Below are 13,994 nucleotides of genomic sequence, written 5' to 3'. Positions count from 1 at the left end.
AGAGGAAAGGCCGTAAAAAAGTAAGCGTCAAATGTCCAGTACCTATACCGCCCCCACCCAGAGCATTAAACTCTTCCCTGTAATCCATTAACCAGGGAGGAGTTTTGTTATGTTGGAGTGTTCCGGCAAGGAGATATATCTGGTCTGCGGCGCCACTGATATGCGTAAGGGGTTGGATGGCCTCGCTGCTATCGCAAATCTGAGATTTGCCTGTGTTTCTTTTGGATCCGCCATGTTTATTTTCTGCAACAAGAGCCGCAATCGCGTGAAGATAATCGAATGGGATGGGGACGGTTTTTGGCTTTATCAAAAGCGTCTTGAGCGTGGTACGTTCCCGTGGCCCCCGGATGGGTATGGGAAGAGGATAAGTGTCACCGGCGAGGAGTTTTCCTGTCTGTTTGCCGGAACGAAGCTGAGGCGTAAGCTCAGCATGAGTGAAGTGTTTCCCGCAGCGTCGGTCCAGGATAATAGTCGGAATTGCAAGTCCTTGATATGACTGGATTTATGCTGTGTCATCATTTATAATTGCAGGTATGGAAAATCTTGTTCGGTCCCTTGAAGCGTTACGCAATAAGTATCACGATTTGGAGGAAGAACACCGCGATCTTCAGAAGAAGAACGAGGAGCTTGCGTCATTGGTCAAGTGGTATGAGGAGCGTTTTCGTCTGAGCCAGCACCGGCAGTATGGTCAGTCCAGCGAGAAGTCAGAGGGTCAAGGGCTCCAGCTTCTTTTGTTTGACGAGGCGGAGAATACGTCTGAGCCCAAGCGTGCGGAGCCGGAAGTTGAAGAGATAACGTACAGGAGACGCAAAAGGGAGAGTTCGTCAGTATCCCGTGATAATTTTGACGAGCTTCCGGTTGAGCGTGTTGAATGTACTCTTCCGGAAGAGGAACGTATCTGTCCCCGAATGCGGCGGTCCGATGCATGTGATGAACTGCAATACAAGGAGGGAGCTTGTAGTAGTCCCCGCCAAAGTATTTATCCGCGAGTACGCCCGCGACATCTATTCCTGCCGTCGCTGCGAGAGGGAAAACACCAAAGTCGGGATCGTCAAGGCCCCGATCCCGGAGCCCGTGATAAAGGGAAGCGCGGCCTCCGCCTCAGCTATTGCGAACATTATGATACAGAAATACGCGATGGGAGTCCCCCTCTACCGTCAGGAATCCTCATGGCTCAACGAAGGGCTCTCTCTGAGCCGTCAGACCATGTCAAACTGGCTCATAAAAAGCGCCTCCGACTGGCTGCTTCCGTTATACGAAGAAATGCGAACAAAGATGCTGAAAGAGGACATCCTCCACGCGGACGAAACGACAGTGCAAGTCCTGAAAGAACCCGGCAGAGCCTCAAGGACAAACTCCTACATGTGGCTCTACCGTACAGGTAAAGAGGCGAGCGTCCCGATCGTACTCTTTGAATATCAGGAGACCAGGTCAAGCGTCCATCCTAAAAAATTCCTCAGCGGCTTTAAAGGCTGCCTCCACACGGACGGCTACTCCGGCTATGGCAAACTCGACAGCGCCATACGCCGATGCGGCTGCTGGGCACACGCCAGAAGAAAGTTCCACGAAGGAACTATCTCCATACCTGCCGTAGAAAGAAAAAACTCTCTCTCGCAGACCGGACTTGAATACTGCGACAAACTCTTTGCACTTGAAAGAGAATACGAAAAACTCACCCCCGAAGAACGACATGCGAAACGCCTTCAAAAAAGCAAACCGATAACGGACGCCTTCTTCGCGTGGACCGCATCCGCCCGCGCACTGCCGCAATCCACCCTGGGAAAAGCGCTGCACTACGCACTTGAACAGAGAATATTCCTTGAGACCTTCTACATGGACGGCAGAATAGAAATCTCCAACAACCGTGCTGAACGCAGCATAAAACCATTCGTCATAGGAAGAAAAAACTGGCTCTTCTGCTGCTCCTCTAAAGGGGCAAAAGCAGCTCGGTGATCTACTCGATAATAGAGACCGCCAAAGAAAACAACTTAAAACTCTTTGAATACCTGAACCATATACTTGAGACCATGCCCAACATAAAGCCGGAATAATACCATACGCTGCTGCCATGGAGCGACACACTGCCGGAAGCCTGCCGTCTGAAAAAGAGTACTGACAGATCGTAAAACAACAAACAGGTACGGCAGAATTTACATGAGCTCCCCCCTATCTGACACATACCCTGTCGCAGGTTACATATCGCAGCTTTCACATACCTCCATACCTCCACTACAAATGACGATAACAGGCTTCCTGCTTTGAGGGGAGGTGCTGACTGTTTGGATACTACGCTCCAAAGAGCCCACCATTCCGCAGGTCATGAAATTCTGTTCCGTAGCAAACGAGCCCACCGTAACGACGGCGAGCCCATTCATTGAGATGCGTTATTTCATTTCGGCTGTACTGGCTTGAATAGACTTCAATCCTTTTTTCTTCCTCATTGAGTCGCCGTGAAGCACGATTTTTATACGAACAATGAATGATCCTGTCCATTAAACTTTCGGCCATCAACGAATTGCCGAGCGCAGCCAGCCATTCCGAGGTCTCTATCTGACTGCAGAATATGGTCGAGCGCTGTTCTGTGCTGCGGCACTCCATTATTTCAAAGATGTCTTCAAGTCCTCCATGGCTGATCCGGGTTATAAGCCATTCGTCCAGGATAAGGAGCCGGGGTTTTCTGTATTGCTGTATAATTTGGCGTACAGAGCCATCGGTCCCCGCCATCGCAAGCTGATCCAGCAGTTCCGGCGTTCGGGTGTAACGGCAGGAATAGCGGTTGCGGCAGGCCGCCGTTCCCAGCGCGCATGCGAGATAACTTTTCCCCACTCCGGTGGCTCCCATGATCATGATGTTGTGTCCGTTTTCAATATAAGAACAGGCCGCAAGTTCGTTTATCTGCTTTTTACCAGTCCGCGCTCCTGTGCATAGTCTATCTCAAGCACTGAAGCGCTGTTGTAGCAGAACTGCCCCTCCCTTATAAGGTCTGTAATGCGCTTGCTGCGCCTCCTATGCCACTCTCTGTCCACAATGACGGTTATCTGCTCGTCGAAGCTGAGTTCGCAGAAAGAAGCGTCTGCCTGTCGCTCCTTGATGTCGCCGGCGAGGAAACTGAGGTGCATATCATGCAGCTGGTTTATCGTCTGCTGGCTAATCATCGCTCTTGCCTTCGTAGTAGCCTGCGCCGCGTCTGAAACCTGTAACGGAAGGCCCATCATTCTGTGTCGAATCATCATCAGCGTTTCTTTTCGCGGTAACAGCGCTGAGCGCGAGCTTCATAGATTTCAGGCTCGGGGCGGAAGAAAGGGCGAGAAGCGCCCTGCAGGCGTTCTCTATATCCTGCGCGGCATAATTTTTACTCAGCGATACCAGCCCCATACAGAATTTGTAGCCCGGCAGGCTATGTCCGTTCCTGGTAAGTATCTTCTGTATCACGGAGAGAGTGCCGCCGCCTATCTCCGCGCCCCATTCAAGAAACTTGTCGTTGTTCCAGGCGTAGAGCTGTCTATGCGCCTCAGGCATATGAGAACTGTCCGTGACATACCGTTCAGCTCCCCGATTGCGTATATGACAGGCGACCCGCTCTCCGTCGCAGAATACCTCTATCATAGAAGAGGTGCTCCTTACCGTTACTTTTCTTCTGATACACTCATAGGGCACACTGTAGTATTTCCCGCCCTCTGCCTGAATATGATAATTTGCCGGAACGACGGCATCCTTGTAATGGGCTATCTGATAACAGAATTCAGGCAGCGGACTCAGATACCGGCTCTCCTGAACGGAGAACAGGAGGCTGCGTGAGCCCTCTTTCTTTTGAAAGGGCCTGTCGTTGAATTGTCTGAATCTGAGACAGATGTCCTTGTTAAGTTCTTTTAATGAATGATAGTCAACGTTTCTGACGGCGGCTATGATATGAGTGGTGAGCACTCCGACCGTTCCCTCGACGGTGGGCTTGTCTTTTGGTTTGCGTACTTTTGCGGGAGAGACAAAAGCACCGTAGTGCTCAGCGAGTTCTCTGTAAGCGCTGTTGATTTCAGGGTCATACTTATCTGACCTGACGACCCCGGTCTTTAAGTTGTCCGGCCTGAGAATCTTAGCCGTTCCTCCGAAGAAAGCATACGCATGGATATGCGCTGTGAGCCATGAATCCAGCTTCTCGTCCGCGAATGCCTCGGCATAGCAATAACCTGAAAATGGCAGGCACGCTGTGAAGAGAGACGCTTTTATTTCTTTCCCGGCAACGGCATCTCGAAGCAGAATCTTTGTGCCGGCCCAGTCGACCTCCATGACCTCGGCAGGCTTATGGGCGATATGCATAGACGTGCTGTTCGCTGCCGCATATTCCTTATAATTCTTGCTGAACTGTGAATACATATACGGGATATCGCCGCTTTCCTGACATGCCGCGCAATACTCGTTCCATAACAGAGCAAGCGTGACGCCTGATCTGGCAAGCTCCTTATGTATATAGGCGTAATCCGGTTCTTTCTGGATACGCGGCAGTATGGCCTGCGGATAGATCATCCTTGCAAGCGAATTGTCCGAGAGCTCTTTGATCTTGTTAAAATCCAGCTCCAGCTCTGCGGCTCTTGCAAGGATCCGCTTGACAGTGCTGTGGGCGCAGCGGCAGCTGGCGGCAATATCCCGTTGGCTCAGCCCGCCTTCGAAGTGAAGGCGAAGTATCTCTCTGTACATGGTCATATTAATGACCTCCCTTGTGTTATTTACGCAGTACGCGTATTGCGCAAGGGTACCAGAAATACCTCTGGGCTCGCCGCCGTGACGCTGGGCTCGTTTGCATAATTACACTGGGCTCATGCGAAGGATTTTAGGTGCGCTTTGAGGAGCGGAATACTCAGACTGTTTGACGCTTACGTAAAAAATGGCTAAAACCGCCGGAGCCGTCAGCCGCAATGACCGCGCGAAGAACTGCAAGCGTCGCCCACAGAAATAATAGCCTGTTTCCGGCAGGGCGGTATGTGCGCTGGATTTGAGGCTTACCGTAGTCTGGGACTTATATGGGACTTAGAAATTTGCAACAAAAAAGAAGCAAGGTCCCGCATTTTGCGAAGCCTTGCTATCACTTGTTTTTAATGGTGGAGCTGAGGCGATTTGAACGCCCGACCCCTTCCGTGCGAGGGAAGTGCTCTCCCGCTGAGCTACAGCCCCATCAAATCTGCGGGTAAATCTATTGGAGCGGAAAACGGGACTCGAACCCGCGACCTACGGCTTGGAAGGCCATCGCTCTACCAACTGAGCTATTTCCGCTTGCAACGCGAGATATATTATCACCGGATACCCAAACTGTCAAGAAAAATATAATGCCTGTCAGGGCGGCGTCAGGGCAGGCGCACCGAACCTTTCAATGATAACATTGGGCTGCTCGGCTCCGCTGGCGCGGGCGACTGACTTTCATGCGTCACTGCCCCTGTTTTTATCTTCTTTTATGCATTATACTTAAATATGTTTATTAAAGAATAAAATAGTCGGAGGTGGGGTAGATGCTGAAAGGCGGCGATTCATCCGTCATTCAACGTGCTTTACTAAAAGAAGAGTTCGACGCCGATAGATTCATCGGCGGTATGGATACTATGTTCCCGAATATAAGCACAGCGGAAAAATGGATACGTTCCGGCATCCACATACCTCAGGAATTCAAAAACACGATATCTTCCTACCGCCTGCTGGGGCGCCATACCCCCGCGCTCGGACAGGGCAAAATAGATTTTCTCCAGATAAAGCTGGTTCCCGGCATGCAGCTTTCCTCTTCTGAAAAAAAGTGCGTCAAGTTTCTGCTGAATTATATGGAGACAGGCGGCGCCGACGCTGTTTTTGCGGCCGTGACTTCCGCAGGCGGCAAGGGCTACATTTCTTTGTTTGCGGAATCTCCTGCGGTACGCGGAATAATGATCCCGGAGGATATCCTTGAATATATTTCCACCGAAGCTATAAAAAATTACCTGTATAAAAGCTGTCGTCTCGCTCCGGCGGCGCTTGAGGGCTATTTCTCCGAACGCTGCATCATCTTCGACGATACGGTCATCGAGCGCGACGCGAAGAAGATCGACGCCGCGCTCGCCTCGATACGTTTTTGTGACATCGCGGCAGCCGGAGGCGAACTTGTAGGGGCCTTCATGAAAAAGCTCGTCGAGGTGCGCCTGAGGCTTGGGAAGTATTTCGCGGGGAACCTGCCGCGCACAGAGGAGCGCTTTGCGCGCGAGTTCATCGAAAATTCCCTGTTCGTGACCGACTGCGGCGCTGCGGCCCTCGATATACTTAAGGCCGAGCTTAAGCTGAAATACCCCGATGTTTGTATATATGACAGCCATTTTGTATGGGGCAGCGTTTTAATAGATAATATCTTTACCGATGTAAAATTCGACTTGATAATTACGAATCCTCCGCATCTTCGCAGCGAACAGTTCTCTTCCATAAAGGAATTGTTGGCCGGCTATTCCTCGTCGCGCTTCAACGCCGATATCTACTGTTATTACGTTGAGAAGGCCGTTGCCATGCTTTCAGCCATTGGAAGCGCCGTGTTCCTGATCTCCAACAAATGGATGAGGTCCGACTACGGCGCGGGGCTGCGTGATTTTTTCAAATACCACAATCCTACCGTCATAGCGGACCTTGGCAAGGTCCCGCTGCTCAAGGGCACGGTGATGCCGCTCTCTGTCGTCTCTGTCCTTAAAGAACCGGCTGGCGGCGTGAGGTTTATCGATGCATCAGCAAGGCCCAAGGATACGCCCCTGCCTGAATACGCGGAAGAGTGCGCGCGCCCGCTGGCCGGCTGCGAGTTCTCCGCCGCCTCGTGGAGCTTTCCGCATGGTGAGATATCCGCGCTTGTGGCGAAGATCCGCGAAAGAGGTACGCCCCTTTCGCAATGCACTGATAACAAAATATACAGAGGTATCCTTACCGGACTGAACGAGGCTTTTGTGATCGGCCCGGAGATGGCAGAGATGATAGTTGCGGAAGAACCGGCATCAGCGGAGTTCATCGTGCCGTTTTATTCCGGACGTGAAATAAAGAGGTATTATCTGCCGCCGGTGAAAAAATACCTCATATTTATGCCCAAGGGCTGCACTGACAGGAAACGTGAGCTCTCCGACGGCTATCTGTGGTTCGCGCAGAATCACCCGCGCCTGGCCTCGCATCTTGCGCTGTACGAGGAAAAGGCCTCTAAACGGCGGGATAGCGGGGACTATTGGTGGGAATTACGCCCCTGCCGCTATTATGATGTCTTTAAAAGGCCTAAGATCATTCTGCCAGTGATATGCAAGCGCATCTCCGCTGTGCTGGAACACGGGCGCGCCTATACTAACGACAAAAGCTGCATTATCGACAGCGACGACTACTTCCTCCTCGCGCTGCTCAATTCCAGGCTGATGGGTTTTGTCTTCCGTTCCGTGTCGGCGCCGCTCCTGAATGACTACTTTGAAATGCGCCCGTCAACTTTGGCAGAACTGCCGATAAGGGGCATGATTCCCGCGAACGCCGCACAGCAGCGCCTCCGCACGGAAATTTTTGCTTTCGGCGAAAAACTGTCACGCCTCTACGAACTCAATCCGCCGACGAAGTACGGGCGCAAAGATGCGGAAACGCTGCAAACGGAAAAGGAACTGAATAAAGCGGTATACCGTCTCTACGGGCTGACGCCGCCGGAAATAAACATTGTCGAAAATAACTGACGGATGATGTATAATCTCCCCTGTGCCGACTGCTTGACGGTATTTATAAATTTTTAGATGGTTGGGGATATCGATGAATAACCGTCGTATGCTCTCTGTAATGATGCTCTCAACGGCTTCGCTCATATGGGGCACCTCTTTTGTCGCGCAGGTATTAGGAATGGAGCTTATCGGGCCTCTGACATTCTGTGCGGCAAGATATGTGGTCGCTCTCTTCTTTGTTGTGCCGTTTGCCCTTGTCATGGACAGGCGAAAAAAAGCGGAGACATGCGCAAAACCCGACGTCGTCTCGGACTGGCGGGGTTGTTTAAGAAGCGGGATACTCTGTGGCGGCGCTCTATTTACCGCCTCCGGACTGCAGCAGGTGGGACTTCTGTTCACAACGGCAGGCAAGGCCGCATTTATCACGGCTATGTACATCGTGATAGTTCCCATTTACGGACTTTTTATGAAAAAGATCCCCTCGAGGATTACGGCCTGCGCCATTATCCTGAGTACAGTGGGACTCTACCTGCTCTCGATAAAGGAAGATTTCAAAATAGAGATCGGAGACGCCCTCATCCTAGCCAGCGCCCTTTTTTGGGCGGCCCATATAATGATTTGTGACCGTTTCGCAAAAGATTATGACACGATAAAACTATCGACTATCCAATTTGGGACCGTGGCCCTCTTTTCCGCGGCGGCGATGTTTTGGCTGGAAGCCCCCGAATGGGGAGCTCTGTTTGCCTCGTGGGCGCCGATATTCTATGCAGGCCTTTTCTGTACAGGCATTTCATATACGCTGCAAATGGCGGCACAGCGGGACGTCAGCCCTGTGGCTACCTGTATAATCCTCAGCGCGGAGGCGCTTTTCGCCGCGATTTTCGGTTATCTTATCCTTGGAGAACGCCTCTCAGGGCGGGAGCTGATCGGCTGCGCGGTGCTTTTTGCCGCAACTCTGATCGCTCAAATACAGGAGGTAAAATCCGGCGTCGATCCGGAAGCAGGAGCATAAAATTATAAATTTATCCCTTTAATTTATCAATTCTCATGGTATAATCTCTCCGTATTCGGGATGTAGCGCAGCCTGGTTAGCGCACCTGCTTTGGGAGCAGGGGGTCGTCGGTTCGAATCCGACCATCCCGACCACTAAAAGCAAAAGTTTGCGGGGCCTCTCAAGAGGCCTCGTTTTTGTCTTTTTTGAAATAGTCCTCATTCTTTATAGTGGATCGTCCTGCGCTGGGAGCGGTCCGCGTCGGTGATTTCCTGAAATGTCATACACACGATAGGCGCGCGGGTGTCTTTATTGATGCCTAGGATGACGCCCTCTATATGCATAAGGCGGCCGTCATCGTTATAGCGGCGGAACTCGACATTCACGGGGCGGCCGGTAGATATCGCTTCTTCTATGCACTGTATGTACATGGAACGGTCCTCCTCATGCACCTTCTGTATGACGTCATTGGAGTATGATCTTTCCCTGCCGCCGCCCATTATGCGGTGGTATCCGTCGCTCGCGCGCAGCATGCCAAGCTTCCCGTCTACATATTCGTAGAGGCCAAACCCGGAACAGAGGCTGCTCAGCAACAGGTTTACCAAACGATTGCCGCCCATAAGTATATCTATCTCTTCCGTGCTGAAGGCGACGCCGTCCCCTGAGCCGCACTTCGCCCTCGCGGGGCTCAGCAGCAAAGCCTCCCATTCACAGGAGGGCAGTGGTTTGGAGTAGTAATAGCCCTGGATGGCGTCGCCGCCGACACTTTTGATGAAGTCCGCCTGCTCCTTGGTCTCGACGCCTTCGACCACCACCGGCAGCGCCAGCCACCTTGCCATGCGCAGGACGGAGGTGACGATCGTGCCGACACGTCCTCCCTTTTCAAAGCCTTCCATAAACCGCATGTCCATTTTCAAAGTGTCGGCTTTGATGTCTTTTAAGGTGCCCAATGAAGAATCGCCGCTGCCAAAATCATCTATGGCCACGCGAAAACCATATTCGTGCAGTTTGCTGACAGCGTCAGTTAAGGTTCCGGCCTCAAGCGTAAAGGCGGACTCCGTAAGCTCGATCTCAAGCAGGCCGCTGGGAACATCGTATTTTTCCCTGATTGCCAAAGCTTTGTCTGGAAAGAGGGGATCAAAGAGATGAGCTCTTGAAAAGTTCACCGAAACGGGGACGACTTTTATTCCCCGTTCGATCTGCGCAGAGAGCGTCCGGCAAACTTCATCGAATATGTAGAAATCGAGTTTTGAGATCAGCCCGTTTTTTTCAAACAGTTCGATGAACCTGGCCGGGGAAACAAGGGTGCCGTCACTTTTTTTCCAGCGCACAAGCGCCTCGGCGCCGACTAGGCATTCGTCGGACGTGCCGTATTTCGGTTGATAGTACGTCATGAACTCGCCGTTTTTGAATGCGTCATCCGACTCCATAAGCAGCGCCGCGTCCTCGCTCTGATCTGCATATAAAGAGTCATCGTAAAACATGACAGAATCCACACGGTTCTTATCTGTTATTTTAAGAGCAAAAACTGCCCTATCATACATGGATTGTATCGAAACTTTTGAGTCTGTGATGATGTAGACGCCGTTGCTTACCGCGATAGTGCCTGCGTTGGCCGTCTCGCGAAAGTGTCTGTTCAGCCCCAATATCCTCTCTGTGAGTTCTTTTTCATTTTCAGCGCGCATTAGAAAGACAAAATTGTCGGCCGCGTATCTGGCGCCTGCCTCGTCACGGAACAGTTTCGCCGAGGCGGCGGCGCCCACCGCTTTTAAAAGTTCGTTTCCCGCGGCAGCGCCGTTAAGTTCGTTATAAATGCGAAAATCATCGATATCGAGAGCTACTACAGCGTAGCGTCGCGTACCGGCATGTGACAGTATCTCTTCGGCGCGTTTTTCAAAACCGCACTTGTTGAACATCCCCGTCAGGCTGTCGTGGTAGAGCAGCTTGCGGATAGTGTTCAGAGCCCTCGCTTTATTGATGCAGAACCAGGCTAGAGCCGCCAGAAGGACCAGGAGGATCGCGGAAAAATCCAAAACCAGGGCGACCGGCAGACGGCGCAGCTGGCCGATAATATCGAAGTCGCCGTCGCCAAAATATTTTGCCGCAAGCTTCTTGTCATAAAAATCGTCTTTCGCCAGGATCGTGCCTATTGCCATATTGAGCCCGGAGACGATCTTTTCATTGCCCTTTGTAGTTACGAAGTAAAGCAGAGAGGGGGAGAATACTGCGATGATCCGGCGGCTGCGGCCGGGGTAGAGGCTGTCGCCGATGCCGGCGTCGACATCGCCGCGTGCGACGGCCGCCAGTAGTTCAGGTTCCCGGTCATACATTACGAGCTTGCATTTAAAGCCCTTTTCCCGCGCGAACTGCAAGAAAACGTTCCCGTTTCTGGCTGATTTGCGATACCCTACGCGCAGGCCGTTAAAAGACGCAAAATCATATGGTTTCAGCGGGCTGTCCGTCCGCACGTACATCGTTATATACGAACTGCCGCAGTCGAACTCGGGGAAGGAATAGAGCCGCTGGCGTTTGTCCGTATTGGTCATACAGCCTACAATGTCAAGCTGTCCCTCTTTCAGCATTTCGAGGCACCTGTTCAGGCTGGCGTTGACAAATTTGTATCTCCAGTTTGTATACTTGGCTATCTCCATGAGATATTCATAGTTGTACCCGTAAGGATTGCCGTCCGCGTCGTATTCCTGATATCTCTCATTCAGGAACCACCCCACACGGACGAAGTCACGTTCCGCTCCGGCCAACGCCGTCCGCGGGGAAAACAAAGCCAGCAGGATGGCACAGCCAACAATAACGGTTGCCTCCAAGAGTCTTTTCTTCATGAAAGTCAATCCTCCAAAAGCACGAATACGTTTCTTCTTACATTATATAGTAAATATTGTAAAATACGCCAAATGTGGCGTCAGGCAACCGGGCGGACGCGCAGTGTCATTTTATGAAAACATTGGCAGCTTGTGGCGAACATTTGCGGGAGGGAAACTGCGGCATCTATCTTATAATAATATCTCTAAGATAAATTATTTTTTCTTTTGGAGGCCGGGTTATATCTCGATATCATAAACTCCCTGTTTTTTGAGCTTTTCGCTGATAATTTCTTTGACCCTCTCCGTAGCCGCCTCGACCCGGTTCCGGTAGCCGCGCTTTTCGCATATCTTTTTGATATAAATGCTGACGACTTTATCTGTCACGCCTATTTTTTCTCCGATCTCCCTATTGCTGAGCCCCTGTGTCAGATTGTCGAGGATCAACAGTTCTATTTCATTTAAACTTACCGAATAATCGTGGCGGATTTGCCTCATGGATTTTCTTCAGCTCCATTTAAGATTTTTAAGTTTGAATTCTTTGATGAAAACATCGTCCCGCCGCAATTCTGCTTTTGGCGATGTTTGGGAAACGGCCGCAAGCGAGGCCGGCGTCAATTTGCGCCATTTTACCATATACGAAAGGATCTGTCTGACGCCTCCGTCACCCGTACGAACCAACCACACTTTTCTCCTGTTTCCCCGGTCGTCTGTCCTTATCGCATACAGGGCCGCCATTGTCTCCATGAGTCCGGTCCTGTAATCTTTGTACCGGATAACGGACAGTTCTTTTGCCGGCGGCACGTCATAATGTGTTGCTTCGCGCCACGCCTCGGGATGATTTTTTTCGATGTATTTTTTCGCGGCTCTGATACCCTGGAAGATTTTATAATTTACCGTTAAGTTTGGGTACGCCGAAAAAGCGCGCTCAATCCGTGCGTCCTGGATAAAGGCGTAAGTCACAGATCTGCCGAGATATTCCCATCTCATGATCTTCACCACATAATTATGCTCAAACACGAAATCGCACATGGAAAACGGTCCTTGTCTATTTTGATTCTTTATACCACGATTCCAATATTCAACAATAGCAGCCTCCATCCTGAAACGCGGCCTTCCTGCCGCGATATCCTAAACCTTCACTTCCGCCACTCTTTCCAGAGCGAAATAATTCAATCGCTTTATATTCTTGATTTCCTGCGGCGTTATCTGCAGCATGGTCTTAAATTCCCGGTCTTCGATCATTTCATGGTTCGCCACGAGGGCCTTTACACAGATAGGCTGCGTTGCGACCGTCATGGCGAAGACCTGTCCGATCAGGAAAGTCTGACAGTTGAGCATGGAGGGGAATACCATGGTGATCATGTCAGGCGGCGTGATCTCATTTCTAAATACCATACGCGTATAGAATGAATACGAACGGACCTGTCCCACATACACCTGGCAGCATCGGCGATAATCGCTGAGGGATACCGTATCAAGGTAAAATTTCGCCTTGCCGTTTTCAATGTCGGTCTCAATAACGCCGCGGCGGATGCATTTGTGTTCGCCGTTATAGTAATAGAGGTAAAGTATCGGGTAAGAAAAGATATCCTTGCAGCAACAGGCATGATCATTTTCCTTCCGCGGACATACCGTTTCCGCGTCCACCGGAAGATCCAGCAGGCTGAATACGGAGACCCGCAGCGCCCTTGCCATATCGAACAATGTTTCAATGTCCAGCACTATCTCACCATTTTCATATTTTGAAAGAGTAGCCTTGCTTCGGTGAACTATTTTCCCCAGATCCTGCAGCGTATATCTCCTATTTTTTCGTATCTCTCTGATCTTTTCCCCTACGGCAGCGCTGATATGCGTCATGAATAATAACCTCAAATATATAATTAAATGTAAGTGATTTTTTTAAAAACATATACCCACAATCAATGCCGATGCCTGACAGCAATTTTTGTGGTCTTTATTTTTTAACAAAATATATCTTAACTTCCTGTATAATTTCTAAAAAACTTACAAATCACATATGTTTAACAGGCCGTAATAGATAATATCGTATTCATATATCCAGTATTATCTTCTTGATCATAAAAATATCACAAAATAGTATGTATAGCAACTATCTTTATTTTTAATAAAATGTCCCGTAATATGCCTGATATACAGCTATACCAGCTAGAAATCCGGTGTTTGCCGGATGGTATAAATAAAAAAAGTATCTTATAAATTAATTTTTATTTTGCATCCGTATGAACAATCATTCCTATATGTAAATATCAATATATAGCTGTCATTTATTGATTTATAGGAAATAATGCGCAATGATTTCTATTTTAGTGAAAAAAATGTGATTTGCGACGAATTGCATTGCCTTTTATGATAACCAAGCTGTAAAAATTCAGGAAACAAAATTTCCCCGTGATGTGCAGGTAAAGAGGTGATGGAGCATGTATATCTAGTTTTTATCTCAAAAATGTTAGCTATAACTAACCACTAACATGAATAAGGATAATGAAGGAGAAT

10 protein-coding genes, 3 tRNA genes and 1 pseudogene are annotated in these 13,994 nt (G+C 49.9%); 5 read left to right on the top strand and 9 right to left on the bottom strand.

What is annotated here, in order from left to right; all coding sequences use genetic code 11:
- Nucleotides 1-109 precede the first annotated feature (109 nt).
- Together tnpB and tnpC are read left to right on the top strand one after the other, a co-directional pair.
- A complete protein-coding gene (gene tnpB / locus CLOEV_RS07530) occupies nucleotides 110-496 on the top strand; it encodes an IS66 family insertion sequence element accessory protein TnpB (RefSeq protein WP_034442882.1) in 387 nt (128 codons plus the stop codon).
- A 37-nt stretch (nucleotides 497-533) separates the two neighbouring features.
- Nucleotides 534-2,051 (top strand): annotated as a pseudogene (gene tnpC, locus CLOEV_RS15975) (IS66 family transposase).
- A gap of 235 nt (nucleotides 2,052-2,286) precedes the next feature.
- Here tnpC and CLOEV_RS15970 read toward each other — a convergent pair.
- The 5 genes from CLOEV_RS15970 to CLOEV_RS07505 all read right to left on the bottom strand — a co-directional run bounded on the left by CLOEV_RS15970 (nucleotide 2,287) and on the right by CLOEV_RS07505 (nucleotide 5,265).
- Complete coding sequence (locus CLOEV_RS15970; RefSeq protein WP_051484962.1) at nucleotides 2,287-2,847, bottom strand: ATP-binding protein; 561 nt, start codon at nucleotides 2,845-2,847, stop codon at nucleotides 2,287-2,289.
- Between the two features lie 44 nt (nucleotides 2,848-2,891).
- Entirely contained in the window at nucleotides 2,892-3,155 is a 264-nt protein-coding gene (locus CLOEV_RS15965; RefSeq protein WP_051484961.1) for an ATP-binding protein, read from the bottom strand.
- A complete protein-coding gene (gene istA / locus CLOEV_RS07515; protein ID WP_034442878.1) occupies nucleotides 3,148-4,698 on the bottom strand; it encodes an IS21 family transposase in 1,551 nt (516 codons plus the stop codon). Before istA ends, CLOEV_RS15965 begins: the two co-directional genes overlap by 8 nt.
- A gap of 393 nt (nucleotides 4,699-5,091) precedes the next feature.
- Nucleotides 5,092-5,166 (bottom strand) — tRNA-Ala (locus tag CLOEV_RS07510).
- A 23-nt stretch (nucleotides 5,167-5,189) separates the two neighbouring features.
- Nucleotides 5,190-5,265: transfer RNA gene (locus tag CLOEV_RS07505), tRNA-Gly, on the bottom strand.
- Nucleotides 5,266-5,498: 233 nt separating this feature from the next.
- Here CLOEV_RS07505 and CLOEV_RS07500 point away from each other — a divergent pair.
- The 3 genes from CLOEV_RS07500 (at nucleotide 5,499) to CLOEV_RS07490 (ending at nucleotide 8,816) form a co-directional block, all read left to right on the top strand.
- Nucleotides 5,499-7,688 (top strand): Eco57I restriction-modification methylase domain-containing protein, encoded by a 2,190-nt coding sequence (locus tag CLOEV_RS07500; protein WP_034442876.1) that lies wholly within the window; start codon nucleotides 5,499-5,501, stop codon nucleotides 7,686-7,688.
- Nucleotides 7,689-7,761: 73 nt separating this feature from the next.
- Nucleotides 7,762-8,682 (top strand): DMT family transporter, encoded by a 921-nt coding sequence (locus tag CLOEV_RS07495; protein WP_034442872.1) that lies wholly within the window; start codon nucleotides 7,762-7,764, stop codon nucleotides 8,680-8,682.
- Between the two features lie 56 nt (nucleotides 8,683-8,738).
- A tRNA-Pro gene (locus CLOEV_RS07490) sits at nucleotides 8,739-8,816 on the top strand.
- A 63-nt stretch (nucleotides 8,817-8,879) separates the two neighbouring features.
- Here CLOEV_RS07490 and CLOEV_RS07485 read toward each other — a convergent pair.
- The 4 genes from CLOEV_RS07485 to CLOEV_RS15960 form a co-directional block, all read right to left on the bottom strand.
- Nucleotides 8,880-11,498 carry an EAL domain-containing protein gene (locus tag CLOEV_RS07485; RefSeq protein ID WP_034442871.1) on the bottom strand — a complete coding sequence of 873 codons (2,619 nt, stop codon included), beginning with the start codon at nucleotides 11,496-11,498 and terminating at the stop codon, nucleotides 8,880-8,882.
- Nucleotides 11,499-11,717: 219 nt separating this feature from the next.
- Nucleotides 11,718-11,975, bottom strand: coding sequence for a LuxR C-terminal-related transcriptional regulator (locus tag CLOEV_RS07480; RefSeq protein WP_008711760.1), 258 nt, complete (start codon nucleotides 11,973-11,975; stop codon nucleotides 11,718-11,720).
- A 9-nt stretch (nucleotides 11,976-11,984) separates the two neighbouring features.
- Nucleotides 11,985-12,578, bottom strand: coding sequence for a hypothetical protein (locus tag CLOEV_RS07475; protein ID WP_147564229.1), 594 nt, complete (start codon nucleotides 12,576-12,578; stop codon nucleotides 11,985-11,987).
- A gap of 30 nt (nucleotides 12,579-12,608) precedes the next feature.
- Nucleotides 12,609-13,337 carry a helix-turn-helix domain-containing protein gene (locus tag CLOEV_RS15960; protein WP_051484959.1) on the bottom strand — a complete coding sequence of 243 codons (729 nt, stop codon included), beginning with the start codon at nucleotides 13,335-13,337 and terminating at the stop codon, nucleotides 12,609-12,611.
- Between the last annotated feature and the right edge of the window lie 657 nt (nucleotides 13,338-13,994).

The organism is Cloacibacillus evryensis DSM 19522 (assembly GCF_000585335.1).
In the GTDB taxonomy this organism is placed as follows: domain Bacteria; phylum Synergistota; class Synergistia; order Synergistales; family Synergistaceae; genus Cloacibacillus; species Cloacibacillus evryensis.
Note: the sequence above shows the minus strand (reverse complement) of the source record. Positions and strands in the feature narration are given on the sequence as shown.

What these genes read in the sequence shown, in the direction of transcription:
- tnpB (WP_034442882.1), top strand. Translation starts at nt 110, where the DNA reads ATGTTGGAGTGTTCCGGCAAGGAGATATATCTGGTCTGCGGCGCCACT.
- CLOEV_RS15970 (WP_051484962.1), bottom strand. Translation starts at nt 2,847, where the DNA reads ATGATCATGGGAGCCACCGGAGTGGGGAAAAGTTATCTCGCATGCGCG.
- CLOEV_RS15965 (WP_051484961.1), bottom strand. Translation starts at nt 3,155, where the DNA reads ATGATTAGCCAGCAGACGATAAACCAGCTGCATGATATGCACCTCAGT.
- istA (WP_034442878.1), bottom strand. Translation starts at nt 4,698, where the DNA reads ATGACCATGTACAGAGAGATACTTCGCCTTCACTTCGAAGGCGGGCTG.
- CLOEV_RS07500 (WP_034442876.1), top strand. Translation starts at nt 5,499, where the DNA reads ATGCTGAAAGGCGGCGATTCATCCGTCATTCAACGTGCTTTACTAAAA.
- CLOEV_RS07495 (WP_034442872.1), top strand. Translation starts at nt 7,762, where the DNA reads ATGAATAACCGTCGTATGCTCTCTGTAATGATGCTCTCAACGGCTTCG.
- CLOEV_RS07485 (WP_034442871.1), bottom strand. Translation starts at nt 11,498, where the DNA reads ATGAAGAAAAGACTCTTGGAGGCAACCGTTATTGTTGGCTGTGCCATC.
- CLOEV_RS07480 (WP_008711760.1), bottom strand. Translation starts at nt 11,975, where the DNA reads ATGAGGCAAATCCGCCACGATTATTCGGTAAGTTTAAATGAAATAGAA.
- CLOEV_RS07475 (WP_147564229.1), bottom strand. Translation starts at nt 12,578, where the DNA reads ATGGAGGCTGCTATTGTTGAATATTGGAATCGTGGTATAAAGAATCAA.
- CLOEV_RS15960 (WP_051484959.1), bottom strand. Translation starts at nt 13,337, where the DNA reads ATGACGCATATCAGCGCTGCCGTAGGGGAAAAGATCAGAGAGATACGA.